The organism is Pseudarthrobacter defluvii (assembly GCF_030323865.1).
GTDB lineage: Bacteria > Actinomycetota > Actinomycetes > Actinomycetales > Micrococcaceae > Arthrobacter > Arthrobacter sedimenti.
In genome coordinates, this window is the sequence record NZ_CP066362.1 from 1,534,581 (window position 1) to 1,558,210 (window position 23,630).

The window sequence follows — 23,630 nt, forward strand, 5'->3', positions numbered from 1 at the left end:
CGCAGACCATCAGGAGAACCATGACCGCAGGCCGTCAGCCCAGCGCGAATACTTTCCAACTTCCACCCAATCAGCACTATTCTGGAATTGCCGAATCTTCAAAGGAGACCATGACCAGCCAGCCCAACACCGGTTCCGATCCAGCCGCCCAGGACATGAGTCCGCAGGAAATCCAGGCTGTTATCGACCGGATCCTCGCCAAGGACGTACCGGCCAAGAATGTCAGCACGCCCCGGGGTGAGGGCAGCGGTGATGGAAAAGCGGTGCTTGGCAGGGCCCAGGCTATTTCCCGCCTCGACGAAGAACATTCAACGTACGACGGCGACCAGCAGGACCTTGAGGAACGTCGCGCGCTGCGCCGCAGGGCCGGCCTGTCCACCGAACTGGAAGACGTCACCGAAGTCGAATACCGCCAGCTGCGCCTTGAGCGGGTGGTCCTTGCCGGTCTCTGGTCCGAGGGAACCCTTGCCGACGCCGAAAACTCGCTGCGTGAGCTGGCCGCCCTCGCCGAGACCGCGGGTTCGGAAGTCCTCGACGGGCTGGTGCAGCGCCGCGACAAGCCGGACCCCGGAACCTTCCTGGGCTCGGGCAAGGCACAGGAACTCAAGGACATCGTGATGTCCACGGGAGCGGATACCGTGGTGGTGGACGCCGAACTGGCACCTTCGCAGCGGCGTGCTCTTGAAGACATCGTCAAGGTCAAGGTCATCGACCGGACTGCCCTGATCCTGGATATCTTCGCCCAGCACGCCAAGAGCCGCGAGGGCAAGGCGCAGGTGGAACTCGCCCAGCTGGAATACCTGCTTCCGCGCCTGCGCGGCTGGGGTGAGTCGATGTCCCGCCAGGCCGGTGGCCAGGTCGGTGGCGCCGCCGCCGGCATGGGCTCCCGTGGCCCCGGTGAAACCAAGATCGAACTGGACCGGCGCCGCATCCGTACCCGCATGGCCAAGCTGCGGCGTGAAATCGCCGCGATGAAGCCCGCGCGCGAAACCAAGCGGGCCAACCGCCGTCGTAATGAAGTGCCCTCCGTGGCCATCGCCGGATACACCAACGCCGGCAAGTCCTCCCTGCTCAACCGCCTCACCGACGCCGGGGTCCTCGTGGAGAACGCGCTGTTTGCCACGCTGGATCCCACGGTCCGCAAGGCGGAAACCGCCGACGGCCTGGGCTACACCCTGGCCGATACCGTGGGATTCGTCCGTTCGCTGCCAACCCAGCTGGTGGAGGCTTTCCGCTCCACGCTCGAGGAAGTGGCGGACGCGGACCTGATCCTGCACGTGGTGGACGTCTCGCACCCCGATCCGGAAGGCCAGATTGCTGCCGTCCGGAAGGTCTTCAGCGAAGTCGACGCCCGGAAGGTGCCGGAGATCATCGTGCTGAACAAGGCTGACGCCGCCGACCCCTTCGTGGTGGAGCGGCTGAGGCAGCGCGAACCGCGCCATGTGGTGGTCTCAGCCCGCACGGGCGAAGGGATCCCGGAACTGCTGAAAGTCATCAGCGAATCCATTCCCCGGCCGTCGGTGAAGATGCAGCTGCTCATCCCGTACGACCGCGGCGACCTGATCAGCAAGCTTCACGAGTCCGACGCCGAGATCCTCAGCATGGACCACGTGGAGGCCGGCACCAGGGCTGCCGTCATGGTCCGGGAGGGCCTGGCGTCCGAACTGGAACCCTTCACCGTCAATGACTGACACCGCGGCGGACGAAGCCGCGCAGACGGCCGGCGAGCAGTTCGTCATCGAACTGCTCGACCGGGCCGTCGCAGGCATGGGTGGACAAAGCCGCACTGGACAGCACGAAATGGCCCTGCAGGTGGCCCGCGCCATCGAAACGGGCAACCACCTGCTGGTCCAGGCGGGCACCGGCACCGGCAAATCGCTTGCCTACCTCGTGCCGCTGATCGCCCATGCCCTGGAAAGCAACAAGCCTGCGCTGGTCTCCACGGCCACGCTTGCCCTGCAGACCCAGATCGTGGGCAGGGACCTGCCCCGGCTCCTGAAGAACATCACCCCGGCACTGGAACGTCCGGTCAAGGTCGCCTTGGTCAAAGGCCGTTCCAACTACGTCTGCCGCCACAAGCTCGAAGGCGGTTTTCCCTCCGAGGAGCCCTCCGAAGGGCAGCTCTTCTCGCTTGGCGAGGACACCAGCGTGCCGCACTTTGCTGCGTCCGTGGGCGGACCCTCCTCGCAGCTTGGGAAGGAAGTGGTCCGGCTCCGCGAGTGGGCGGAGAAAACGGCTACAGGGGACCGGGACGAATTGCTCCCGGGCGTGACCGACCGCGCCTGGCGGCAGGTCTCCGTAACGTCCATGGAGTGCCTGGGCGCCCAGAAATGCCCCATGGCTGCAGAGTGCTTCAGCGAACTCGCCCGGCAGGACGCTGCCGAAGCGGACGTCGTGGTGACCAACCACGCCATGCTCGCCGTCAGCGCCTTCGAAGGACTTGCCGTCCTGCCTGAATACGACGTCGTGGTGGTGGACGAAGCGCACGAACTCCAGGACCGGGTCACCGGAGCCGTGTCGGGGCAACTGTCCGTCGCGATGGTGCACGCCGCCGCTGCCGGTGCACGGAAACACACCGCCATCACCGTTGATGCCCTCAACGCCGCCGCCGCCAACCTTGAGCTGGCCCTCGCCGGCGCACCGAATGGCTTGCTTCCCAATGGCCTGAACGATGAACAGCTGGACTGTGTGGACCAGCTGCGTGAGGCCTGCCGGGCTGCACTGTCCGATTCCAAGGGGGACAGCAACACCACGGCCGACGGCGGCCGGCAGCTGGCCAGGTCCCGCCTCATGCTCATCCTGGAACTATGCGAGCGTCTGGTAGCCGCCCGGGAGAACCGGGAAGTGGTGTGGTTCTCCCGCGCCAGCACCTTCGACCCCGGCCAGGGCTACTCGCAGCCGGATGAGAATGCACCGGTGCTGATCAACATTGCCCCGCTGTCCGTCGCCGGGCGGCTGCGGGAAGGGCTCTTTGCCGACCATACGGTGGTGCTGACTTCCGCCACCTTGGCCATCGGTTCCGCTTTCGAACCCGCTGCAGGAGGGCTGGGCCTTCTCGGCGACGGCGCTCCCAGCTGGACCGGCGTGGACGTCGGCTCACCCTTCGACTACCCCAAGCAGGGCATCCTCTACGTCGCCGGACACCTGCCCAAGCCCGGCCGCGGCGTGTCCCCGGAGGCGCTGGAGGAACTGGAAGCACTGATCAAGGCGTCCGGCGGGGGAGCCCTGTGCCTGTTCTCCTCACGCCGCGCGGCCGAGGAAGCTGCCGACGCCCTCCGGCCCAAGCTGGACATGACCGTCCTCTGCCAAGGGGAATCGACCATGACTGCCCTGGTTAAGCAGTTCGCCGATGAACCGGACACCTGCCTTTTCGGAACCATGTCCCTGTGGCAGGGAGTCGACGTCCCGGGCGGTTCCTGCCGGCTGGTGGTGATTGACCGGATCCCGTTCCCGCGACCCGACGATCCGCTGATGACGGCGCGGTCGCGTGCCGTGGCGCAGGCGGGCGGCAATGGTTTCATGTCCGTTTCAGCCACCCACGCCGCGATCCGGCTGGCCCAGGGTGCCGGGCGGCTGATCAGGTCAACGGGAGACAAAGGTGTGGTGGCCGTACTCGACTCGCGGCTGGCTACCGAGCGCTACGCCGGATTCCTGCGGGGCGCCCTGCCTCCGTTCTGGGCCACCACTGACCGCAGCAAGGCGCTGGCAGCCCTCACCAGGCTGGGCGCGGACGCGCTCCGATAGACCCGGAAGTGCCCCAGGCCCGCCGCGGTAAAACAGGGGCGGACCTGGGGCAGATTAAGGCACTTTTCGGATGTGGGTTTGGGCCGGCCAGTACGCGCCGGGGGCAACGCGCTAGAGCGAACGCAGGACCGAGACGACTTTGCCCATGATGGTGGCGTGGTCGCCCAGGATGGGTTCGTACTGTGTGTTCTGGGGGAGCAGCCAGGTGTGGCCGTCGCGCTGGCGGAAAGTTTTGACCGTTGCTTCGTCGTCGAGCAGCGCAGCAACGATATCCCCGTTGGCGGCGTCGGCCTGGCGCCGGACCACCACCCAGTCGCCGTCGCAAATGGCGGCGTCCACCATGGAATCGCCGGCCACCCGCAGCATGAAGAGTTCGCCCTGGCCCACGAGCTGGCGGGGGAGCGGCATGACATCCTCGACCAGCTGTTCGGCCAGGATGGGACCGCCGGCAGCAATCCGGCCCACAAGCGGAACCATTGCGGTATCGAGCGCGGTGGGCAGTTCGGTGACCGATGCACCCGCACCGGCTGGCTGCGGTGCAGGAGAGTTGCCTGCTGCCTTGCCGGAACCGCCGTCCAGCGTGAGGGGCATCAGCACTTCCATGGCGCGCGGCCGTTTGGGATCGCGGCGCAGGTAACCCAGTTTCTCCAGCTGGGAGAGCTGGTGCGTCACGCTGGACAGGCTTGCCAGCCCCACGGTATCGCCGATTTCGCGCATGGAGGGCGGATACCCGTTCTCATTGACCGAGCGCTGGATGGTTTCGAGAATCTTCTTTTGCCGGGGGGTCAGGCCCTTGGCAGTCCTCTTGCTTTGCGGGGCGGTCCTGCCCCCGGCGGCTGCTGCTGCCATATTCGCCAATGCCTTTCGCTTGCCGCCGGATCTTCCACCCCGGTGCTGGTCTGCATGCACCGCCGGAAGGACTCCCACTGTCATTGTCAGACCCTGCTGTTCAACTTCAGGGGTGGTTGTTCTTTGGTTTCAAAGCTAGGCCAGCCGCATTGCTTTTTCAAACATTTGTTCTAGCGAGTCTCGACATTGTTCGTTGATAAGTGCTAAAACTTAACAAGCAAAGGTCGAACATGTGTTCTAACCAGCGCATGCCCTATTCGAAAACGTGGCCGGAGGAAGTTCCGGACCGCGGTCTGAATGGTCGGGGCAGCCGCGGGTGGACACCCGGGCAGCACGGCAGGTCCAGGAGGGCTCAGTTCATGTCAGCTTCATCTCGTCACCAGGTTTCAGCTTCACCCGCGCCCCTTCGGCTCACCCGGCGGGGACGGATCGTCCTGATCGGAGTTCCGCTGGTACTCCTCGCGGTTCTCCTGCTGTCGCTGTCGGGGTTCTTCAACTCGCCGGCCAAGGCCTCCGACTCCGCGGCGGACCTGGCGGTGACACCCACGGTCACCGTAACGGTGCAGCCGGGCCAGTCGCTGTGGACCATCGCCGGTGCGGTTGATCCGGACCGCGATGCCCGCGACGTGGTCGCGGATATCGTTCAGCTCAACAACCTCAGCGCCGGATCCGTCCTGCCGGGGCAGCAGCTGTTCGTCCCAACACACTGAAGCTCGCTCTCCGCCCGGCGCCAGGCTGTCGAGGCACACGCCGAGGGCGAACAAGACCCGTCACATTTTCCGGTCGTTGCCGCGGCAACTAAACTGTTCAGGTGAACGACCAGCTAGAGCGTCTGAACCGGCTTCCCCTTCGCAGCAACCTTCGCGGGCTCACCCCTTACGGGGCGCCCCAACTGGACGTCCCCATCCTTCTGAACGTCAATGAAAACACCCATGGTGTCCCCGCCGACGTGCGGGCAGCCATCAGCGCCGCCGTAACTGAAGCGGCCGCAGGCCTGAACCGCTACCCGGACCGGGAGTTCACCGAACTTCGGAAAGCCCTGGCGGAGTACCTCGGGCATGGCCTCGACGAGACCAACCTATGGGCAGCCAACGGCTCCAACGAGGTCCTGCAGCAGATCCTCCAGGCCTTCGGCGGCCCCGGACGCACAGCCTTGGGCTTCCCTCCCACGTACTCCATGTACCCCCTGCTGGCCAGCGGGACCGACACGCAGTACATCACCGGAGAGCGCGCCGAAGGATACGACCTGAGCGCAGAGTCAGCCGCGCGCCAGGTCAAGGAACTGCAACCGAACATCGTGTTCCTCTGCTCGCCCAACAATCCCACCGGGACCGGGCTCGGCCTGGATGTCGTGGAGGCTGTCTACGAGGCCGGGGAGGACAGCCAGGCCATTGTCATCGTGGACGAGGCCTACCATGAGTTCGCGCACGACGGCACGCCCAGCGCGCTGACCCTGCTTCCCGGCCGGGAGCGGCTCATCGTGTCCCGCACCATGAGCAAGGCGTTCGCCCTGGCAGGCGCCCGCCTTGGCTACATGGCTGCCGCGCCGGAAGTCACCGACGCCCTGCGGCTGGTGCGCCTGCCCTACCACCTCTCAGCCATCACGCAGGCCACCGCGCTTGCCGCCCTCGAACACCGCGAGGCGCTGATGGCGGATGTCCAGGACATCAAGGCCCAGCGGGACCGGATCGTGGCGGAACTGACCCGGATGGGCCTGACGCCCGCGGCCTCCGACTCCAACTACGTGTTCTTCGGCGGCCTGGAAAACCCCCACCAGGTCTGGCAGGAACTGCTGGACGCCGGTGTCCTGATCCGCGACGTCGGAATTCCCGGTCATCTTCGGGTCACCGCAGGCACTGAGGCGGAGACCACAGCCTTCCTCACGTCCCTGGAACGCATCCTTGCGGGCCACGCCGCGCTTCCCGCCTAGACTTGTAGTGCGGCGCTGGACGCCTTGAACCACTTCTTCTCCCACTAAGGATCCCTTCACCATGAGTCCAATCGGATCGAATACGGCCGCGGCCCGGACCGCCCGCATGGAGCGTGCCACCAGCGAGTCCTCCGTACTCGTGGAGATCAACCTCGACGGAACCGGGGTGTCGGACATCGATACCTCAGTGCCGTTCTACGACCACATGCTGACCGCCCTGTGCAAGCACTCCCTGATCGACATGACGGTCAAGGCCACCGGTGACACGCACATCGACGTCCACCACACCGTGGAGGACGTTGCCATTACCTTCGGCGAGGTCCTGCGCACTGCCCTGGGCAACAAAGCGGGAATCCGCCGTTTTGGCGAGGCCACCGTGCCGCTGGACGAAGCGCTTGCCAACGCAGTGGTCGATGTATCCGGGCGCCCTTACCTGGTCCACGGCGGCGAGCCGGCGGGCCAGGAGTACCACCTGATCGGCGGCCACTTCACTGGCTCCCTGACCCGCCACGTCTTCGAAGCCATCACGCTGCACGCCGGCATCTGCCTGCACATGAACGTGTTGGCCGGCCGGGACCCGCACCACATCGTCGAGGCACAGTTCAAAGCCTTCGCCCGTGCCCTGCGCGCCGCCGTCGAACCGGATCCCCGCGTTGAGGGCATCCCGTCCACCAAGGGCGCGCTGTGAGCGGCCAGGTTCTCAAAGACGGGGCCATCATCGACCCCTCCGCATCACGCAAGCTGCCTTCACCCGAGGGTAAGCCGACCGTCACCGTGCTGGACTACGGTTCCGGGAACGTGCGGTCAGCCGTGCGCGCACTGGAACGTGCCGGCGCGGAGGTGATCCTGAGCTCCAAGCCGGAGGACGTCCTGAACGCGGACGGACTGGTGGTGCCCGGCGTCGGCGCTTTCGAGACCGTGATGCGCGAACTCAAGGCCGTGGACGGCATCCGGCTCATCGGCAGGCGCGTTGCCGGTGGCCGCCCCGTGCTGGGCATTTGCGTGGGCCTCCAGGTCCTGTTCGAGGCCGGCGTGGAGCATGGCACCGAAGCCGAAGGCATCGGGGAATGGCCCGGAAAGGTGGAAGCCCTTCCCGCGGAAGTTGTCCCGCACATGGGCTGGAACACCGTCAAGGTTCCTGAAGGTTCCAAACTCTTTGCCGGCGTCGAAAACGAGCGCTTCTACTTCGTGCACTCGTACGGCGTGCAGGAATGGAACTTCGACGTCATCCAGCCGCGGATGGCTCCGCCGATGGTTACCTGGTCCGAGCACGGCGCCCCGTTCATTGCGGCCGTGGAAAATGGCCCCCTCTGCGCCACCCAGTTCCACCCTGAAAAATCAGGAGACGCCGGCGCGCGTCTCCTGCGCAACTGGGTGGAAGGGCTGCGCAAGCCGGCCGGCGGCGACCCCGGACCCGGCGCATCAACCGACACCGGCAGTGGCGCCTAGATGTGGTCCGTACTGCTGACGGGGCTCGCCGGCATCCTGATTGGCGGCGGCATCTCCTTCCGTCAGCAGCGCAAGCCACTGTGGACCCAGGTAGCCTTCTATGTCCTGGCGGCCATGTCGCTGCTCGCCGCCTACCTGCTCACGCTGCCGGCCGGGTGACCCGCCACCGGACGGTGGCCAGGTTGGCTGTGGGCAGCCCGCCCGGCACATTCGCAACGGCACGCCCCGACACCGCCTTAATTCCAGCCAATCGCCCTGAGCCCCAGGACCAACACCGAGGATGAGTATGACCACCGCACATGACCTGCCGGTACTTGAACTGCTGCCCGCCGTCGACGTCGTTAACGGCCAGGCCGTGCGGCTGGTCCAGGGCGAGGCCGGCAGCGAGACCAGCTACGGCACCCCGCTCGAAGCAGCTTTGAACTGGCAGCAGCAGGGCGCCGAGTGGGTGCACCTGGTGGACCTGGACGCCGCTTTCGGGCGGGGATCCAACGCGGACCTGCTCCGCGAGGTGGTGGGCCGGCTGGACATCAAGGTGGAGCTCTCCGGCGGGCTCCGCGACGATGAGACCCTCGAAGCGGCGCTTGACCTGGGAGTTGCCCGGGTCAACCTGGGCACCGCAGCCCTGGAGAATCCCGAGTGGACCGCCCGGGCCATCGACCGCTTCGGCGACAAAATCGCCGTCGGACTCGACGTCCGTGGCACCACCCTTGCCGGCCGCGGATGGACCAAGGAGGGCGGAGACCTGTGGGACGTCCTGGGCCGCCTGGAAGAGGCCGGCTGCGCCCGCTACGTGGTGACCGACGTAACCAAGGACGGCACGCTGCAGGGACCGAACGTTGAACTCCTGCGCCAGATGGTGGAGAAGACAGGCAAGCCGGTGGTGGCGTCGGGCGGAATTTCCAGCCTGGACGACCTCAAGGTCCTCCGCTCGCTGGTCCCGTTGGGCGTGGAAGGCGCCATTGTGGGCAAAGCCCTGTACTCCGGAGCCTTCACGCTGCCTGAAGCCCTCGATGTCGCCGGCCGGCGCTAGGGCCGGGCGCATTAAACCCATGTCCAACGTCGAGGAACCGCAACCCCCCGCAGCCCGCCAGCTGCCCGGACATATTGCAGCAGCGCTGGCCGGTGCCGGTGGTGCCACGGACTCCGCGGGCCAGCCGTGGGCAGGGCGGAGCCTCGCCGGCGGCGACGCCAAGATCCATAATTTCGAGGACGACGACGGCACGGCCGACGCCGGGTATGTCGCCGCGGTTGCGTCCCTCCGTGAGGGACGGGGCGGTGAAGAGGCGGTGGTTGCCTCGATGGCAACTGCGCGGGTCTTCATCCCGATCGTGGCGCAGCTGGCCGAGGAGGAAGAAACCGCCCACGGGCTGCACGCCGACAAGCAGGCGGACATGGCCCTGGTGACACTGAAGGCAGCCGACGGGAGGACCGCGCTGCCGGCGTTCACCTCGGCCGCTGCGCTGTCGGCATGGCATCCCGAGGCCAGGCCGGTAGCCGTCTACGCCGCCCGGGCGGCGCTTTCGGCAGTGGCCGAAGGAGCCGAACTTCTGGTCCTGGACCCGGGCGCCGATGTGACGTTCGTGGTCCGCAGGCCCGGCGTGTGGGCCCTCGCCCAGCAGCATGGCTGGATCCCCTCCTACAATGACGACGAACTGGCCGCTGAAATGGGCCGCGCGGCGTCAGGCTTCGCCGCCATCCGCCGGCTCGAACTCCTGCCCGGCAGGGGAGTGGCCGCCAGGGCCGCCGACGGATCAGTAGTCCCCGGTGGCGGTGCCGGGCCGGAACTGCAGGTGGTGCTGTACCTCGAGGACGGCCTGGACGCCGCCGGTGTCCAGCAACTGGTAGCCGGCCTGCAGGCGGAGTGGTCCCGGAATGTATTGTTTGGGGAGCGCGTCGATTCCCTTGAAATCAAACTGAGGCGCGCTCCCGACTAGCCGCCAGCCGGATGGGTGATCCCCGCCAGCCTGCGGCGCATCCTGAAGGACCGCTTTCGTGAATTTCGCTCTCTACCGGGAGTTGCTCGCCGTCCGGCCCATCCGCCGGCTGCTGCTGGTGGGCATGGTTGCCCGGATCCCGCACTCGGCCGCCGGCGTTCTGCTCACCCTGCACATCGTCCTCACCCTGGGCCAGGGCTATGCTGCGGCGGGTGCGGCCGCGGCTGTCATGACCATCGGCATCGCGCTTGGTGCGCCGTGGCGCGGGCGGCGCGTGGACACAGTGGGCCTTCGGACCGCGCTCATCCCGTCGGTGGTCTCCGAAACGGTGATCTGGTCCGTGGTGCCGCACGTGTCCTACCAGTGGCTCCTTCCGCTGGTCTTCGTGGGCGGCCTCCTCACGCTTCCCATCTTCAGCGTTGTCCGGCAGTCCCTGGGTGTGCTGGCCGAGGGCGACCAGCGCCGGACCGCGTTCGCCCTCGACGCCATCACCACGGAAGTGGTGTTCATGATCGGACCGGCCGCCGGTGCCGTCGTAGCCACCAGCGGCTTCACCGTTGCCGGCCTGACGGTGGTGGGCGTGGCCACCTCCCTCTCCGGGCTGTTCCTCATGTGGTTTAACCCACCCACGCGCAGCGAGGGCCTGACGGTCGAATGCGCGGAGGATGAGCAGCATGCCGCGGAAGCCGCCGTCGTCTCCACGGCTCCGGCCCATGTGCAGGAAGCCGCCGCGGAACTGGCACCCGCCGGGGCCGCCACCAGCGCCGCGCAGGGCCTGAGGGGGAAACTGGCAGGTGGCTTTTCGTGGTTCACCGCCACGGTCGCCGCACTCTTCGCCGTGGCCGCCGGCGCCGGCATGGTCCTCAGCGGAACCGACGTCGGCATCGTCGCAGCCCTGCAGGTCGGCGGACACCAAAGCGAAATCGGCATCGTCTTCGTCTTCTGGTGTGCCGCTTCGGTGGTGGGCGGCTTGATTTACGGCGCCATGCACCGGCCCATCCCGCCGATCTTCCTGCTGCTGGGCATGGCTGCCCTGACCCTGCCCATGGCCCTCGCCCACGACACCTGGACGCTGGCCTTCGTCTCCGTCCTGCCGGGCCTGCTGTGCGCCCCCGTGCTTTCGGCAGCCTCCGAAAAAGTCGCGGATCTCGTGTCCGAGGAGCGGCGCGGGGAGGCGATGGGGTGGTACGGATCGGCCCTCACCGCCGGCGTTGCCCTGGGTTCCCCGCTGGCCGGTGTGTTCATCGACGTGATGGGCCCCTCCGGCGGCTTCGTGTCCGTCGGCGCCGCCGGCGTAGTGCTTTGCCTCGTGGGTCTGGTGCTCCAGCAGCGCCGCCGCCGGGCTGCTGCCTAAGCCCTGCCCATCCATCGATTGCTGCGTAGTTGTCCTTATGGCCCCGCTAAACGGCAGTTACGGAGCAATGGATGATGTTAAAAACGACGGCGGGACGACCTTCAAAAGGCCGTCCCGCCGTCGGACGTTGCTTGGGGGAGTTCTTCCTTAGTTCACTGCCCCGGTGTACTTTTCGCCCGGGCCCTTCCCCGGAGCGTCCGGAATCAGTGACTCTTCACGGAAGGCCAGCTGGAGGGAACGCAGGCCGTCGCGCAAGGGACCGGCGTGCTGGGAACCGATCTCAGGGGCGGCGGCGGTGACCAGGCCGGCCAGTGCCGTGATCAGTTTCCGGGCCTCGTCCAGGTCCTTCAGCTCGGCTGCGTTGTCTTCCGCGGCCAGGCCAAGCTTTACCGCGGCCGCGCTCATCAGGTGCACGGCGGCCGTGGTGATGACCTCGATGGAGGGAACTTCGGAGATGTCGCGGATCTGTTGTGAAACGTCTGCGCCTGCTTCGCCGGGCTCGAAGACGTACGAATTACTGTCTGAGGTGCTCATACTGGTAAGCTTGACACAGACCGACTGGATGTCGTTATTTCAGAGATTGTCCCAAACGACCAGGTTCCCAACAGCGCTTCGCGGCGTTGACGGGAATTTTTTCTGTAGAATGGCTTCCAGTTTGCAAGCGGAGTTCTCTCCCACCCGCGTCAGCCGCTGTCCCGCCCGTTCCTTTGGAACCTGCAGGGGCGCAAGGTTGCCGGGTACCTGGTTGGGCATGGGCCGGTATTTTCCGGGACTGTGCACGTGCAGCCCTTCGCGGGGTTGCTGAGCCAACCTCTTTGAGGCCTTCGATTGCTCCGGCAATTGGGGGCCTTCTCTATTTGCCGGAAACAACAACAAACACAGGAGCTTTAACATTAGCGAGCCAAGAATCAATGAGCGTATCCGCGTCCCCGAGGTGCGGCTGGTCGGACCTGCAGGTGAACAGGTAGGAATCGTCCGTATTGAGGATGCCCTGCGCCTGGCTGCCGAATCCGACCTTGATCTCGTTGAAGTTGCACCTCAGGCGAAGCCTCCGGTGTGCAAGCTGATGGACTTCGGCAAGTACAAGTACGAGGCCGCGGTCAAGGCACGTGAGGCCCGGAAGAACCAGACGAACACCGTTCTGAAGGAAATCCGCTTCCGCCTGAAGATCGACACCCACGACTACGAGACCAAGCGCGGGCACGCCCTTCGCTTCCTCGGTGCCGGGGACAAGGTCAAGGCCATGATCCAGTTCCGTGGCCGTGAGCAGCAGCGTCCGGAGATGGGCATCCGCCTGCTCCAGCGTTTCGCGGACGACGTGGCCGAAGTTGGCGTGGTGGAGTCCAGCCCCCGCATCGACGGACGCAACATGGTCATGGTGGTTGGCCCGCTGAAGAACAAGGCTGAGGCCAAGGCTGAAGCACGGCGCGCCACACAGCGCGCCGAGGCCAAGGCACAGAACGAAGCCAAGGCTTCCGGACGCGTCGACACCTCCGGCCAGGACCAGGCCCCCATGACGCAGTCATTGGCGGACCTCCTGCCGGAAGGCTTCACCGTGTCCACCGAGCCCGAGGCTGCCGCGCCGAAGCAGGAAGCCCCCGAGGCCGACGCTGCAAAGCAGGAGGCCCCTAAGGCCGAGGCTCCGAAGCAGGAAGCCCCCAAACAGGAGGCCCCCAAGGCTGCGGCGCCCAAGCAGGAAGCCCCCAAGGTTGCCGCTCCGAAGCAGGAGGCTCCCAAGGCGGCTGCGCCGAAGTCCGCTCCGGCGCCCAAGCCTGCGGCTGCCAAGCCGGAAGCTGCAGCACCGACGGCGCCCAAGCCGGCTGCCGTGCCTGCCCCGCCGAAGCCGGTGGCCAGGCCTGCCGCGCCCAAGCCTGCTGCCCGCCCTGCCCCCAAGGCAGTGCCGAAGCCGGCCGGCAAGAAGACCAACTAGTTCACAGCTGCCGGGGTACGCCCTCCGGCAGTCAGCAACCAGCATGCTGCCCGCAGGGGCGGCTGCGCGATAGAACTGCGGCCCCCGGGCCTGCAGAAACGTAAGGAGATCGGTTCCCATGCCGAAGATGAAGACCCACAGTGGTGCTAAGAAGCGCTTCAAGCTGACCGGCAGCGGCAAGCTGCGCCGCCAGCAGGCCAACCGCCGCCACTACCTGGAGCACAAGTCCTCCCGCCTGACCCGTCGCCTCGCCGGCGACAAGATCGTCTTCAAGGGCGACGCCAAGGTCATCCGGAAGATGCTCGGCATCTAGTTCCCAAGTTTTACTGACGGGCCGCCCCCTGGTGGCCGGTCACCTGCCAAACAGCCTTCTCAGGCCGCCGCCGGATTACCGGCAACAGATGCTTGGGATCAGATTTTCGAAGGAGTACGCACGTGGCACGTGTGAAGAGGGCGGTTAACGCCCACAAGAAGCGCCGGGTTGTCCTTGAACGGGCAAAGGGTTACCGCGGACAGCGTTCGCGCCTGTACCGCAAGGCCAAAGAGCAGCTGCTGCACTCGTTTGTGTACAGCTACGGCGACCGCAAGAAGAAGAAGGGCGACTTCCGCCGCCTGTGGATCCAGCGCATCAACGCTGCTTCCCGCGCCAACGGCCTCACCTACAACCGCCTCATCCAGGGCCTGAAGGCCGCGGAGGTCGAGGTTGACCGCCGTATGCTGGCCGAGCTTGCCGTCTCCGACGCCAACGCCTTCGCCGCACTGGTCCAGGTTGCCAAGGACTCCCTGCCGGCAGACACCTCCGCCAAGAAGGTTGCCGCAGCCTAGCCATTGCTGCCGCCCCTCGCCTGAGGGGCCCATTCAGGAACAGGTGGCAGCAGCTACTACAGTTCTTGTATGAACGAAACCGGGCGCCCGCAAGATCTTCCACTGTCCAACCCCCGAGCCGATCGGGTCAGGGACGTGGCGAAACTTGCAGGGCGCCCGGCCCGTTTAAAGCGCGGCCAGTTCCTTGCTGAAGGTCCGCAGGCTGTCCGGGAGGCCCTCAAGCTCCACCAGCAGCGCCTTGCAGCTGGCGCTCCCGGAGTGGTCACGGAAGTTTTTGCCAGCGAAAGTTGCCTTGACCGTTTTCCCGAGTTTGAAGAGCTGGCCCACGGCACCAATGCCAGGTTGGCCACCGATGACGTCCTGGCCGCCATGGCGGACACCGTCAATCCGCAGGGGATCGTCGCCGTTTGCCGTTTCGTGGACGTTTCCCTGGCGGAGGTGCTGGATGCCGGCCCCCGTTTGATTGCGGTCCTGTGCCAGGTCAGGGACCCGGGCAACGCTGGAACTGTATTGCGGGCGGCCGACTCCGCCGGTGCAGACGCGGTGGTCTTCACAGCCTCTAGCGTCGACATCTATAACCCCAAGGCGGTCCGGTCCACCGCGGGCTCACTGTTCCACCTTCCGGTGGTCCTGGCCGCGGACCCTGCGGAACTGGCGGCGGAATGCAAGGCCCGGGGCATCGGCGTCCTCGCGGCGGACGGTTATGGCCAGCTGGACCTGGACGTCCTGCAGGACGAGAGCGCCCGCCGCAGGCTCACCGGCACCGGCCCGGAATCCGTCTACGATCTCGCTGGGGCTACCGCCTGGTTTTTTGGGAACGAGGCGCAGGGCCTCTCCGAGGAGGAATTGGGACTCGCGGACCACCGGGTGGCCGTCCCCGTCTATGGCGCCGCCGAAAGCCTCAACCTTGGGACCGCAGCCACCGTCTGCCTGTACGCCAGCGCCCGGTCCCAGCGCAGGGTGGAAGCCGCGGCGGGGACCGGAAGCGCCGGATAGGACGCCCGGGGCAGGAGCGGGCACAAAGGCAGGTCTGGACACAAGCACGGACGACGGCGGCGGGCCGGCGCACAAAGAAAGGCCCCGGAATTCCGGGGCCCGTGGGTTTATTGATTGACAAAGCGATCAGGGTGCGCGGCTGGCTTTTCCACGTCCGGTGACTGCTCCGTAGATGCCGGCGACAACCAGGCCGCCGACGATAGCGAGAATCCAGGTGCCGAGGTCGAAGAAGGCAAGATCGCCCTTGTTGAACAGGAGGCTGCCAATCCAGCCGCCAACAATGGCTCCGACGACACCCAGGATGAGGCTGGTCACCCAGCCGCCGCCAACCCGTCCGGGCATTACGGCTTTAACGATGGCCCCAACAATCAGGCCCAAAATAATCCAAGCAAGAAAACCCATGTCTCCTCCTCATTGTGACCGGGATTAATAGTCCCGATGAGGCTCAAGCTAACATAAGCACCCCCTAAAGTCAGTAGCCCCAGGGGCGGCGTTGCAGCATCGTTAGGCCCCCTGTCGGCAGGCCACTCAAAAGAGGGCTGGCCCGCGCAACTCAGGCAGCCAGCGGCCGTTTGCGTTCCATCAGGCCGCTGAAGAGGGCAACGCCGAAACCGAGGAGCGCCAGGACGGCGCCGACAAGCGCCGGGGCGGTGAAGCCCCATCCCAGGGCAATGACCAGACCGCCGAGAAACGCTCCCAACGCATTGGCGACGTTCAGCGCGGCATGGTTCAGCGAGGATGCCAGTGACGGTGCATCCGGCGAGGCGTCCAGCAGCCGGGTCTGCAGCGCCGGAATCAGCATGGATCCAGAGGCACCCACCACGAACACCATGACCATGGCGCTCCACGGCCAGTGCGCTGCCACGGCGTAGACCACCAGGGCTACGGCAACAGCCGGAAGGACCCGGTACAGGGTGCCCATGACGGACTTGTCGGCCAGCCGGCCGCCTACGATGTTCCCGGCCACCATGCCCAGCCCATACAGCGCCACCACCAGGGGGATCAGTGCGGACGGGATGCCGGCCACGGCGGTCATGGTGTGCGCGATGTAGGTGTAGGTGGCGAAGAAGCCGCCGAAACCCACGATGCCCACCAGGAGGGCCAGCCACACCTGCAGCCGCTTGAGGGCGCCAAGCTCACGCCGGATGCTCGCATCGGGATGGGTGGCCTGGAAGGGGACGAACTTCCACACCATGGCCAACGCCAGCAGTCCGATGGCACCCACCAGGACAAACAGGAGCCGCCAGCCGAAGGTCTGGCCCAGCCACGTGGCAAACGGTACGCCCACCACGTTGGAGACGCTGAGCCCGGCCATGACCATCGAGATGGCCCAGCCGCGCCGGGTGGCAGGGACCAGGGAGGCGGCGATGACGGCAGCAACTCCGAAGAAGGCCCCGTGCGGGAGGCCGGCGGCAAAGCGGGATAGGAGCATCGACCCGTAGTCAGGGGCGATGAAAGAACTCAGATTGGCCACCGTGAAGAGCAGCAGGAGGCCGAGCGCCAGTTTCTTGCGGGGGAGCTTGGCTCCGACGGCGGCCAGCAGGGGAGCGCCGACTACCACTCCCAGCGCGTAGGCGGAGATCAGGTGGCCGGCCTCGGGCGTGCTGATCCCCAGTCCCTGTTCCACTTCCTTCAGCAGGCCCATCATGGTGAACTCGGTGACACCAATGCCCACACCGCCCATGGCCAGGGCAAAGATGGCCATGCCGATATTGGGGGCCTTGGTGCCGGCTGCCGTGGACGGGGAAAGAACGCTGCTCATATGCCTGCTTTTCGAAGGTGGAACATGGAATGGACGGTGCCACGGCAATGGGGCAGGAAGATCCGGACAATGTGGCAAACCCCGGGCGGGCAGGAGCTATTCCTGTGGCGTCGGTGGACTGCCGGATGCTGTTCCGGACCTTCCCATTGTGGCCCATAGAATGGGCCGGTGACTGGACTGATACAGGTAGTGGGCGGAGCCGTGGTGGACAACCTGGCCCAGCCGGCGGCAATGCTGGTGGCGCGGAGGAGCGCCCCGGAGCACCTGGCCGGGCTGTGGGAGTTTCCAGGAGGCAAGGTGGAACCCGGCGAGGAACCCGAAACAGCGCTGGTGCGCGAACTTGCCGAGGAACTGGGTATCGATGTCCGCCTGGGTTCGGAGCTGCCCGCGGAGGAACCCCAGGGCTGGCCCCTCAATGAGCGCGCCAGCATGCGGGTCTGGTTCGCCGAAGTGACCAGGGGCGAGGCGATGCCCCTCGAAGAGCATGACGAACTGCGGTGGGTGGACCTGCGGAACCGGCAAGCCGTCCTTGGCCTGCCGTGGATTCCGGCGGATTATCCGATTGTCAGTGCCCTCCTGGACTCTGTGGCGGTGCCGGTGCAGGAGCCCCTGGCAAAGGATTGAACTCCTGCGACTGACCCCCAGACCCCCAAGAAATTCAGAACAGTGAGTCCTGCACTCCGGGCCCGGAGGCTGCTGAATCAGCAGGGGAGCCACCCGGAACGGCGACGGGGATGCTGCCTGCGGGGTACTGCGCCTCTTCCACGCGCGGGTCGTCCAGGTCCGGCTTGTCCAGGTCCCGGTGGCTGAAGCCTGATGAATGCGAAAAACCGTGGCGTGCCTTGAAGTATCGGACCCTGCCGGCGAGCCACGTCCGGTATTCCTTGGACGCGTAGGAGCCGGTGCCGTACAGCCGCCGGTAGCGGCCGGCCAGTTCGGGGTGGTTGGCCGCGATCCACTTCATGAACCACTCCCTGGTGCCGGGCTTCAGGTACAGGGCACCCGCGGTGACGCCGGTTGCGCCCGCCGCCGCCAACGAGCCGAACAGCGAATCGAGTGCTTCGTCGCTGTCGGACAACCACGGCAGGATGGGCATGGCCATCACCCCGCAGGGCAGTCCCGCTTCGCGGAGCCGGGACACCAGCCGGAGCCGGGCCCTGGGTCCGGGCGTCCCGGGTTCGATCGCCTCGGACAGGGCTTCGTTGGTCATGGCCAGCGAAATGCCGAGCCCTACGGGGACCTGCGTGGCGGCGCTCTTGAGCAGCGGGATGTCCCTCGCCAGCAGGGTTCCCTTGGTGAGGATGGACAGGGGAGTGCCGGACTCCGCCAGGGCGTTAATGATTCCCGGCATGAGGCGGTACCGGCCCTCGGCCCGCTGGTAGGGGTCGGTGTTGGTGCCCAGCGCCACCTGCTGGCGGGTCCAGGAAGCCTTGTTCAGTTCCTTGCGCAGGACCTCCGCCGCGTTCACCTTCACCACTACCTGGCTGTCGAAGTCCATGCCGGCGTCGAAATCCAGGTACGTGTGCGTCTTGCGGGCAAAGCAGTAGACGCAGGCGTGGCTGCAGCCGCGATAGGGATTGACGGTCCATTCGAACGGCATCTTCGACCCCGCCGGCACCCTGTTGAGCACCGTTTTGGCAGTGACCTCGTGGAATGTGATGCCGGCGAACTCAGGCGTGGTGACGGAGCGGACCAGGCCCGCCAGCGGAAGCAAGGCGGGAGCGGCCGCGCCTGCGGGGTTGGGTGTGGGCACCAGTGCTTGCGCTTCCCATCTCATGCCTCCATTCGAAAACATGTTCGAATGTAAGTCAAGGCCGCAACACCTCCCGTCGGCCCCATCCCTGCTGAAAGAGTGTCAGCGCTGCAGTTCCCACGTGACGGTCACGGCCGCGTCCACCCGGTTTTCCCCGGGCTCCACCGCCAGGGACTCGGTGGCGGATGTCCGCTGCAGCCCGGCAAGCGGTACGGGGCCTGAAGCCGGGCGCTGGTCCGTCACGGACAACACCCGCCCCAGGGTGGCCGAGGCCAGGGCGGCGTACTGCCCGGCAGTGTGGAACGCGTCCTCCCACGCGGCATCCCGTGCCTGTGCCCGGATGGCGGAATCATCGGACAGGACCAGCTGCAGGCTGTTGAGCCGGGCAGCGTCCCCGGCCGCGCGGACGGCTTCCGAAACCGTGCCCGATGCGCTGCTGAGATCCTTCAACCTCACCAGAAGACTGCCGGCTGCCACGTAGCCCACGAGTTTTTGTCCTTCCCCGTCCCGCCAGGCGAGGTCGGCCCGGACGCTCAGCCCAGCGGTCCGGAGATCGGCCGGGGCAACGCCGCGGCCGCGGAGCGCGGATCCCACAGCAGCCAGGGCCCCGCCCGCTGCCGCATACGCTTCCTGCACCGACCCTGCCCGGCACTCCACGCCTACTGAAACCAGCATCAGATCCGGGGCCGCCTCCGCGGAGCCCGTTCCCGTCACGGTGACCGTGCCTGCTCCAACCTGCACATGGGGGTCCTCAACCATTACATCCGCCTCCCCGTAAGGGGGTAACCGCCCGCGGCCAGCCCCGCCTGCCGTTCAAAGATGTTCGCCGTCCCCGGATTTCCCGTGCGCAGCACGGACCAGCCGGCGGCTGCGAGGTACAACGGGATAAACGGCAGCCCCAGGCACCACGCGTACTGGCTGCAGTGCCGTTCCTCATGTCCCAGGAGCGCCGGCCGGGACGCCAGCTCCTCGGCTGTGCTGCGGCACAGCACCACATTGCCCAGGGTGTAGGCGTGCGCAAAGGGCACCCGCCAGCGGTAACCCGCGGCGATGACCAGGCCCCGGGGGCCGCGGCTGATGCGCGTCCGGGCGGCGAGGGCGACGGCGAGCCCGGCCAGGGTGCTTCCGTTAAGGAGGTTGGCTGCCCGCCTGAGCCGCTGGGCCGTCGTCGGGCCCTCAAGGGAACCCCTGCGCTGCCGCAAAGTCATGAGGCCATGGTAGCCGGAGGGTTCTACTAGACTGGAGGGCAGTGGCCGCCGGTCCTGCCGGCGAGCCCTGACCTGGTCATTGAATGCCACTGACGTTCAGCATTCATCCATGACCTGCCAGCGACGGACACGCCGGGCGGGAAACCGCGCGCGGCTGCCCCGCCCGCCGGCAGCCACGACTCGTAGCTAAGAACAGTAGATGACTGAAACTTTGCCGGGCGCCGCCATTCCGAACCCCACGGATGAGGCCGCCATCAACGCCGCTGTAGACCAGGCCATCACCGCCATTGCCGGTGCGGCCACCCTTGACGAGCTGAAGGCGGTGCGCCTTGCCCACAGTGGCGAGAAGTCCCCGCTCAGCCTTGCCAACCGTGAGATCGGCCGGTTGCCCAAGGACCAGAAGGCGCTCGCCGGAAAGCTGATGGGTGCCTCCCGCGGGAAGGTCAACAAGGCGCTCGCCGAGCGCGCCGAAGTGCTGGAGGCTGAGAACGACGCCCGGATCCTGGTGGAGGAAACCGTGGATGTCACGGCCGCTCCGCGCCGCCGCCGTGCCGGTGCCCGCCACCCGCTCTCCACGCTGCAGGACCGCGTGGCGGACATCTTCGTGGGCATGGGCTGGGAAATCGCCGAGGGCCCGGAGGTGGAGTCGGAGTGGTTCAACTTCGATGCCCTGAACTTCAAGCCGGACCACCCTGCCCGCGAAATGCAGGACACCTTCTTCGTGGAACCTCCGGAGGCGCACCTGGTCATGCGCACCCACACTTCCCCGGTGCAGGTGCGGTCCATGCTGGAGCGCGAGGTGCCCATCTACGTGCTGTGCCCGGGCAAGGTGTTCCGCACCGATGAGCTCGATGCCACGCACACGCCGGTGTTCCACCAGTTCGAAGGCCTGGCCATCGACAAGGGCCTGACGATGGCCGACCTGCTCGGAACCCTGGAGCATTTCACCCGGCAGATGTTCGGCGACGAGGCGAAGGTACGGCTGCGGCCCAACTACTTCCCGTTCACCGAGCCCTCCGCCGAGCTGGACATCTTCCACCCCGGCGCCAAGGGCGGACCCCGCTGGATCGAGTGGGGCGGCTGCGGCATGGTCAACCCCAACGTCCTGCGCGCCGCCGGCATCGATCCGGAGGTCTATTCAGGTTTTGCCTTCGGCATGGGCATCGAGCGTGCCCTCATGTTCCGCAATGAGGTGGGGGACATGCGCGACATGATCGAAGGCGATGTACGGTTCAGCGAGCACTTCGGGATGGAGATTTAACAGTGCGTATCCCACTTTCCTGGCTGCGTGAATTCGCGGCAGTACCGGCCGAAGCAACGGCCGAAGACGTCATGGCAGAGCTGGTCAAGGTCGGCTTCGAGGAGGAGGCGGTCCACCGCCCCACGGAAACCCTGCGCGGCCCCATAGTGGTGGGCCAGGTCCTGAGCCTGGTCAAGGAACCGCAGAGCAACGGCAAGACCATCAACTGGTGCCAGGTCCGCGTTGTCCCCGAAGGCAAGGAACAGACCCTCACGGGGGACGGCATCGACCCCTCCGGTGTGCAGGGCATCATCTGTGGCGCCCACAACTTCGTGGAAGGAGACAAGGTGGTGGTCACCCTCCCGGGTGCCGTGCTGCCCGGCGACTTCCACATCTCCGCCCGCAAGACCTATGGCCACCTCTCCGCCGGCATGATCGCCTCCGTCCGCGAACTGGGGATCGGCGAGGACCACGACGGCATCCTGGTGCTGTCCCGCATCGGGCTTGACCCGGAAGTGGGCACCGACGCCATGGAGCTGCTGGGCCTCTACGACCAGGCGGCGGAAATCAACGTCACCCCGGACCGCGGCTACGCCTTCTCCATCCGCGGCGTGGCCCGCGAATACGCGCACGCCACCGGAACCTCCTTCACGGATCCCGCATCCAGGGTGCAGGCCCCGGCCGAGCTTTCCGGCGGCTACGGCATCAAGCTCAATGACGATGCCCCCATCTACGGCAAGCCCGGCTGCGACCGCTTCGTAGCACGCACCGTTCGTGGAGTGGATGCAACGAAGCCGACGCCCCAGTGGATGGTGTCCCGGCTCCGGCTGGCCGGCATCCGTTCCATCTCGCTGCCGGTGGACATTTCCAACTACGTCATGCTCGAGCTGGGCCAGCCCACCCACTGCTACGACTTGGACAAGCTGTCCGGGGACATCGTGGTGCGGCGCGCTTCCGCCGGCGAGAAGATCACCACGTTGGACGGCAAGGAACGCACCCTTGATGCCGAGGACCTGCTGATCACCGACGACTCCGGCGCCATCGGGATCGCCGGCGTCATGGGCGGCGCGGCGACTGAGGTGAGCGATTCGACGTCGAACGTCCTGGTGGAGTCGGCGCACTTCGACGAGGTGTCCATCGGGCGCTCGCGGCGCCGGCACAAGCTGCCGTCCGAGGCTTCCAAGCGCTTCGAGCGCGGCGTGGACTGGCAAGTGGCCGGCATCGCCGCCCAGCGCGTGGTGGACCTCCTGGTGGAACTGGCCGGCGGCACGGCAGATGAGACCGGCACCGACGTCGGCACCGCTCCCGAAACCGTCACCATCGAGCTGCCCGCAGGCTTCGCCGCCGCGCGGATCGGCATCGACTTCACCGAGGACCAGATCGTCACCTCCCTTGAGGACCTGGGTGCTGCAGTGGTGAAGAACGACGGCGGCTGGACCGTTACGCCGCCCAGTTGGCGCAGCGACCTGGAGACCAAGGAAGACCTGACCGAGGAGATCGCCCGGCTGGTGGGTTACGACAAGATCCCCGCCACGCTTCCGGTGGCCCCTCCCGGCCGCGGCCTCACCAGGGTCCAGCAGCAGCGCCGGCGCCTGATCCAGGCCCTGGCGGACTTCGGGCTTACCGAGGTCCTGGCGTACCCGTTCGTGTCCAAGGCCGCCAATGACACCTTCGGGGTGGCGGAGCAGGGTGCGGAGCGGAGCGCCGTCAAGCTCGCCAACCCCATCAGCGAGGAGCACGGCTACCTGCGCACCTCCATCCTGCCCGGGTTGATCGAGGTGGCCAAGCGGAACCACTCGCGCGGCTTCCGTGACCTGGCCCTCTTCGAATCCGGCCTGGTGTTCCTGCCCGGTGAAAGCGTGGGCACAGCCTCCATCCCGCCGCTGGGAATCAAGCCCTCCGACGAGGTGCTGGACGACCTGTTCGACGGCGTCCCGGAGCAGCCGTTCCACCTCGCCGCGGTCCTCACCGGCCACGATTCCCCGGCAGCCGCGTCCCACACCCCCCGGGCGTGGGACTGGGCCGATGCGCTGGACGTTGCCCGCCTTGCCGGCGATGTCCTCGGCGTGGACCTTGTGGTCAGCCAGGGCAGCCACCAGGCATTCCATCCCGGCCGCACCGCCAGGCTTGCACTGCGGACGGGGGAAACCGTGGGGTACGCGGGCGAACTGCATCCCAAGCTGCTGGCAGCCTCGGACATGCCGGCCCGTTCCGTTGCACTGGAAATCAACGCCGACGCCCTGTTTGAGGCGGCTCCGGACGTGATCGTGGCCCGCCATATCTCCACGTTCCCCGTGGCAACCCAGGATGTGGCCCTGGTGGTTCCGGCCGACGTGCCGGCAGACGAGGTTCTCGCCGCACTCCGCGAAGGGGCCGGTGAGCTGCTGGAGGACGTGGCGCTGTTCGACGTCTATGCAGGCAAGGGCATCGAGGAAGGCAGGAAGTCGCTGGCCTTCGGACTCCGTTTCCGTGCCGCTGACCGCACCCTGACCGCCGATGAAGCCTCGGCAGCCCGCGAAAGCGCCGTGGCCCTCGCGGCCGAGCGCTTCGGAGCTGTCCAGCGCTAACGGCAGCCCCAACAAATCCGAAAGTCCCCGCAATCCTCATGGGTTGCGGGGACTTTCTGCTGGCGGCGTGTTTTGGCCGACGACCA

24 protein-coding genes are annotated in these 23,630 nt (G+C 66.6%); 17 read left to right on the plus strand and 7 right to left on the minus strand.

Going from position 1 to position 23,630, the window contains the following annotated elements; translation table 11 throughout:
• Positions 1-110 precede the first annotated feature (110 nt).
• Together hflX and JCQ34_RS07080 are read left to right on the plus strand one after the other, a co-directional pair.
• Positions 111-1,691, plus strand: coding sequence for a GTPase HflX (gene hflX, locus JCQ34_RS07075; RefSeq protein ID WP_286403200.1), 1,581 nt, complete (start codon positions 111-113; stop codon positions 1,689-1,691).
• The gene (locus JCQ34_RS07080) at positions 1,684-3,744 is read left to right on the plus strand and encodes an ATP-dependent DNA helicase (protein ID WP_286403202.1); all 2,061 of its coding nucleotides are present in this window, start codon (positions 1,684-1,686) and stop codon (positions 3,742-3,744) included. The genes hflX and JCQ34_RS07080 overlap by 8 nt, the downstream gene beginning before the upstream one ends.
• 111 nt (positions 3,745-3,855) lie before the next feature.
• Here JCQ34_RS07080 and lexA read toward each other — a convergent pair whose 3' ends face one another.
• On the minus strand, positions 3,856-4,593 hold the full coding sequence (gene lexA / locus JCQ34_RS07085; RefSeq protein WP_286403204.1) for a transcriptional repressor LexA: 738 nt from the start codon (positions 4,591-4,593) through the stop codon (positions 3,856-3,858).
• Between the two features lie 359 nt (positions 4,594-4,952).
• On the opposite strand from lexA, the gene JCQ34_RS07090 reads away from it, so the two are divergent.
• The 8 genes from JCQ34_RS07090 to JCQ34_RS07125 all read left to right on the plus strand — a co-directional run bounded on the left by JCQ34_RS07090 (position 4,953) and on the right by JCQ34_RS07125 (position 11,263).
• Positions 4,953-5,303, plus strand: a complete 351-nt coding sequence (locus JCQ34_RS07090) for a LysM peptidoglycan-binding domain-containing protein (protein ID WP_286403206.1) — start codon at positions 4,953-4,955, stop codon at positions 5,301-5,303.
• A 101-nt stretch (positions 5,304-5,404) separates the two neighbouring features.
• Positions 5,405-6,523, plus strand: a complete 1,119-nt coding sequence (locus JCQ34_RS07095; RefSeq protein ID WP_286403208.1) for a histidinol-phosphate transaminase — start codon at positions 5,405-5,407, stop codon at positions 6,521-6,523.
• A 61-nt stretch (positions 6,524-6,584) separates the two neighbouring features.
• On the plus strand, positions 6,585-7,211 hold the full coding sequence (hisB, locus tag JCQ34_RS07100; RefSeq protein WP_286403210.1) for an imidazoleglycerol-phosphate dehydratase HisB: 627 nt from the start codon (positions 6,585-6,587) through the stop codon (positions 7,209-7,211).
• Complete coding sequence (gene hisH, locus JCQ34_RS07105; protein ID WP_286403212.1) at positions 7,208-7,972, plus strand: imidazole glycerol phosphate synthase subunit HisH; 765 nt, start codon at positions 7,208-7,210, stop codon at positions 7,970-7,972. Before hisB ends, hisH begins: the two co-directional genes overlap by 4 nt.
• The gene (locus tag JCQ34_RS07110; protein ID WP_286403214.1) at positions 7,973-8,131 is read left to right on the plus strand and encodes a hypothetical protein; all 159 of its coding nucleotides are present in this window, start codon (positions 7,973-7,975) and stop codon (positions 8,129-8,131) included. It begins immediately after the preceding gene.
• 127 nt (positions 8,132-8,258) lie between these two features.
• Positions 8,259-9,005 carry a bifunctional 1-(5-phosphoribosyl)-5-((5-phosphoribosylamino)methylideneamino)imidazole-4-carboxamide isomerase/phosphoribosylanthranilate isomerase PriA gene (gene priA, locus JCQ34_RS07115; RefSeq protein ID WP_286403216.1) on the plus strand — a complete coding sequence of 249 codons (747 nt, stop codon included), beginning with the start codon at positions 8,259-8,261 and terminating at the stop codon, positions 9,003-9,005.
• 19 nt (positions 9,006-9,024) lie between these two features.
• On the plus strand, positions 9,025-9,909 hold the full coding sequence (locus tag JCQ34_RS07120) for an SseB family protein (protein ID WP_286403218.1): 885 nt from the start codon (positions 9,025-9,027) through the stop codon (positions 9,907-9,909).
• Between the two features lie 58 nt (positions 9,910-9,967).
• Positions 9,968-11,263 carry an MFS transporter gene (locus JCQ34_RS07125; protein WP_286403219.1) on the plus strand — a complete coding sequence of 432 codons (1,296 nt, stop codon included), beginning with the start codon at positions 9,968-9,970 and terminating at the stop codon, positions 11,261-11,263.
• A 147-nt stretch (positions 11,264-11,410) separates the two neighbouring features.
• Here the strand turns inward: JCQ34_RS07125 and JCQ34_RS07130 are convergent, their stop codons facing one another.
• A complete protein-coding gene (locus tag JCQ34_RS07130; RefSeq protein WP_286403221.1) occupies positions 11,411-11,797 on the minus strand; it encodes a DUF1844 domain-containing protein in 387 nt (128 codons plus the stop codon).
• 400 nt (positions 11,798-12,197) lie between these two features.
• Here JCQ34_RS07130 and infC point away from each other — a divergent pair, with 400 nt between their 5' ends.
• From infC to JCQ34_RS07150, 4 genes are all read left to right on the plus strand, one after another.
• Positions 12,198-13,193 (plus strand): translation initiation factor IF-3, encoded by a 996-nt coding sequence (gene infC, locus JCQ34_RS07135; protein WP_434738937.1) that lies wholly within the window; start codon positions 12,198-12,200, stop codon positions 13,191-13,193.
• Between the two features lie 118 nt (positions 13,194-13,311).
• Positions 13,312-13,506 (plus strand): 50S ribosomal protein L35, encoded by a 195-nt coding sequence (rpmI, locus tag JCQ34_RS07140; protein ID WP_009358635.1) that lies wholly within the window; start codon positions 13,312-13,314, stop codon positions 13,504-13,506.
• A 122-nt stretch (positions 13,507-13,628) separates the two neighbouring features.
• A complete protein-coding gene (gene rplT / locus JCQ34_RS07145) occupies positions 13,629-14,018 on the plus strand; it encodes a 50S ribosomal protein L20 (RefSeq protein ID WP_018763610.1) in 390 nt (129 codons plus the stop codon).
• Between the two features lie 69 nt (positions 14,019-14,087).
• Complete coding sequence (locus tag JCQ34_RS07150) at positions 14,088-15,014, plus strand: TrmH family RNA methyltransferase (RefSeq protein ID WP_286403224.1); 927 nt, start codon at positions 14,088-14,090, stop codon at positions 15,012-15,014.
• A 126-nt stretch (positions 15,015-15,140) separates the two neighbouring features.
• Here the strand turns inward: JCQ34_RS07150 and JCQ34_RS07155 are convergent, their stop codons facing one another.
• A complete protein-coding gene (locus tag JCQ34_RS07155; RefSeq protein WP_159632311.1) occupies positions 15,141-15,416 on the minus strand; it encodes a GlsB/YeaQ/YmgE family stress response membrane protein in 276 nt (91 codons plus the stop codon).
• 151 nt (positions 15,417-15,567) lie between these two features.
• A complete protein-coding gene (locus JCQ34_RS07160) occupies positions 15,568-16,776 on the minus strand; it encodes an MFS transporter (protein ID WP_286403227.1) in 1,209 nt (402 codons plus the stop codon).
• 168 nt (positions 16,777-16,944) lie between these two features.
• Between JCQ34_RS07160 and JCQ34_RS07165 the strand changes: the two genes are divergently transcribed.
• A complete protein-coding gene (locus JCQ34_RS07165) occupies positions 16,945-17,400 on the plus strand; it encodes a (deoxy)nucleoside triphosphate pyrophosphohydrolase (protein ID WP_286403228.1) in 456 nt (151 codons plus the stop codon).
• 34 nt (positions 17,401-17,434) lie between these two features.
• Here JCQ34_RS07165 and JCQ34_RS07170 read toward each other — a convergent pair whose 3' ends face one another.
• From JCQ34_RS07170 to JCQ34_RS07180, 3 genes are all read right to left on the minus strand, one after another.
• Positions 17,435-18,553: an Rv2578c family radical SAM protein gene (locus tag JCQ34_RS07170; RefSeq protein WP_286403229.1), complete on the minus strand. Its 1,119-nt coding sequence runs from the start codon at positions 18,551-18,553 to the stop codon at positions 17,435-17,437.
• A gap of 78 nt (positions 18,554-18,631) precedes the next feature.
• Positions 18,632-19,288, minus strand: a complete 657-nt coding sequence (locus JCQ34_RS07175; RefSeq protein WP_286403231.1) for an SIMPL domain-containing protein — start codon at positions 19,286-19,288, stop codon at positions 18,632-18,634.
• Complete coding sequence (locus JCQ34_RS07180; protein WP_286403232.1) at positions 19,288-19,737, minus strand: hypothetical protein; 450 nt, start codon at positions 19,735-19,737, stop codon at positions 19,288-19,290. Before JCQ34_RS07180 ends, JCQ34_RS07175 begins: the two co-directional genes overlap by 1 nt.
• Before the next feature lie 199 nt (positions 19,738-19,936).
• Between JCQ34_RS07180 and pheS the strand changes: the two genes are divergently transcribed.
• Both pheS and pheT read left to right on the plus strand, forming a co-directional pair.
• Positions 19,937-20,998 (plus strand): phenylalanine--tRNA ligase subunit alpha, encoded by a 1,062-nt coding sequence (pheS, locus tag JCQ34_RS07185; RefSeq protein ID WP_286403234.1) that lies wholly within the window; start codon positions 19,937-19,939, stop codon positions 20,996-20,998.
• A 2-nt stretch (positions 20,999-21,000) separates the two neighbouring features.
• Positions 21,001-23,544, plus strand: a complete 2,544-nt coding sequence (gene pheT / locus JCQ34_RS07190; RefSeq protein WP_286403236.1) for a phenylalanine--tRNA ligase subunit beta — start codon at positions 21,001-21,003, stop codon at positions 23,542-23,544.
• The last annotated feature ends 86 nt before the right edge of the window (positions 23,545-23,630 follow it).

What these genes read in the sequence shown, in the direction of transcription:
- hflX (WP_286403200.1), top strand. Translation starts at nt 111, where the DNA reads ATGACCAGCCAGCCCAACACCGGTTCCGATCCAGCCGCCCAGGACATG.
- JCQ34_RS07080 (WP_286403202.1), top strand. Translation starts at nt 1,684, where the DNA reads ATGACTGACACCGCGGCGGACGAAGCCGCGCAGACGGCCGGCGAGCAG.
- lexA (WP_286403204.1), bottom strand. Translation starts at nt 4,593, where the DNA reads ATGGCAGCAGCAGCCGCCGGGGGCAGGACCGCCCCGCAAAGCAAGAGG.
- JCQ34_RS07090 (WP_286403206.1), top strand. Translation starts at nt 4,953, where the DNA reads ATGTCAGCTTCATCTCGTCACCAGGTTTCAGCTTCACCCGCGCCCCTT.
- hisB (WP_286403210.1), top strand. Translation starts at nt 6,585, where the DNA reads ATGAGTCCAATCGGATCGAATACGGCCGCGGCCCGGACCGCCCGCATG.
- JCQ34_RS07110 (WP_286403214.1), top strand. Translation starts at nt 7,973, where the DNA reads ATGTGGTCCGTACTGCTGACGGGGCTCGCCGGCATCCTGATTGGCGGC.
- priA (WP_286403216.1), top strand. Translation starts at nt 8,259, where the DNA reads ATGACCACCGCACATGACCTGCCGGTACTTGAACTGCTGCCCGCCGTC.
- JCQ34_RS07120 (WP_286403218.1), top strand. Translation starts at nt 9,025, where the DNA reads ATGTCCAACGTCGAGGAACCGCAACCCCCCGCAGCCCGCCAGCTGCCC.
- JCQ34_RS07130 (WP_286403221.1), bottom strand. Translation starts at nt 11,797, where the DNA reads ATGAGCACCTCAGACAGTAATTCGTACGTCTTCGAGCCCGGCGAAGCA.
- rpmI (WP_009358635.1), top strand. Translation starts at nt 13,312, where the DNA reads ATGCCGAAGATGAAGACCCACAGTGGTGCTAAGAAGCGCTTCAAGCTG.
- JCQ34_RS07150 (WP_286403224.1), top strand. Translation starts at nt 14,088, where the DNA reads ATGAACGAAACCGGGCGCCCGCAAGATCTTCCACTGTCCAACCCCCGA.
- JCQ34_RS07155 (WP_159632311.1), bottom strand. Translation starts at nt 15,416, where the DNA reads ATGGGTTTTCTTGCTTGGATTATTTTGGGCCTGATTGTTGGGGCCATC.
- JCQ34_RS07160 (WP_286403227.1), bottom strand. Translation starts at nt 16,776, where the DNA reads ATGAGCAGCGTTCTTTCCCCGTCCACGGCAGCCGGCACCAAGGCCCCC.
- JCQ34_RS07170 (WP_286403229.1), bottom strand. Translation starts at nt 18,553, where the DNA reads ATGAGATGGGAAGCGCAAGCACTGGTGCCCACACCCAACCCCGCAGGC.
- JCQ34_RS07175 (WP_286403231.1), bottom strand. Translation starts at nt 19,288, where the DNA reads ATGGTTGAGGACCCCCATGTGCAGGTTGGAGCAGGCACGGTCACCGTG.
- JCQ34_RS07180 (WP_286403232.1), bottom strand. Translation starts at nt 19,737, where the DNA reads ATGACTTTGCGGCAGCGCAGGGGTTCCCTTGAGGGCCCGACGACGGCC.
- pheS (WP_286403234.1), top strand. Translation starts at nt 19,937, where the DNA reads ATGACTGAAACTTTGCCGGGCGCCGCCATTCCGAACCCCACGGATGAG.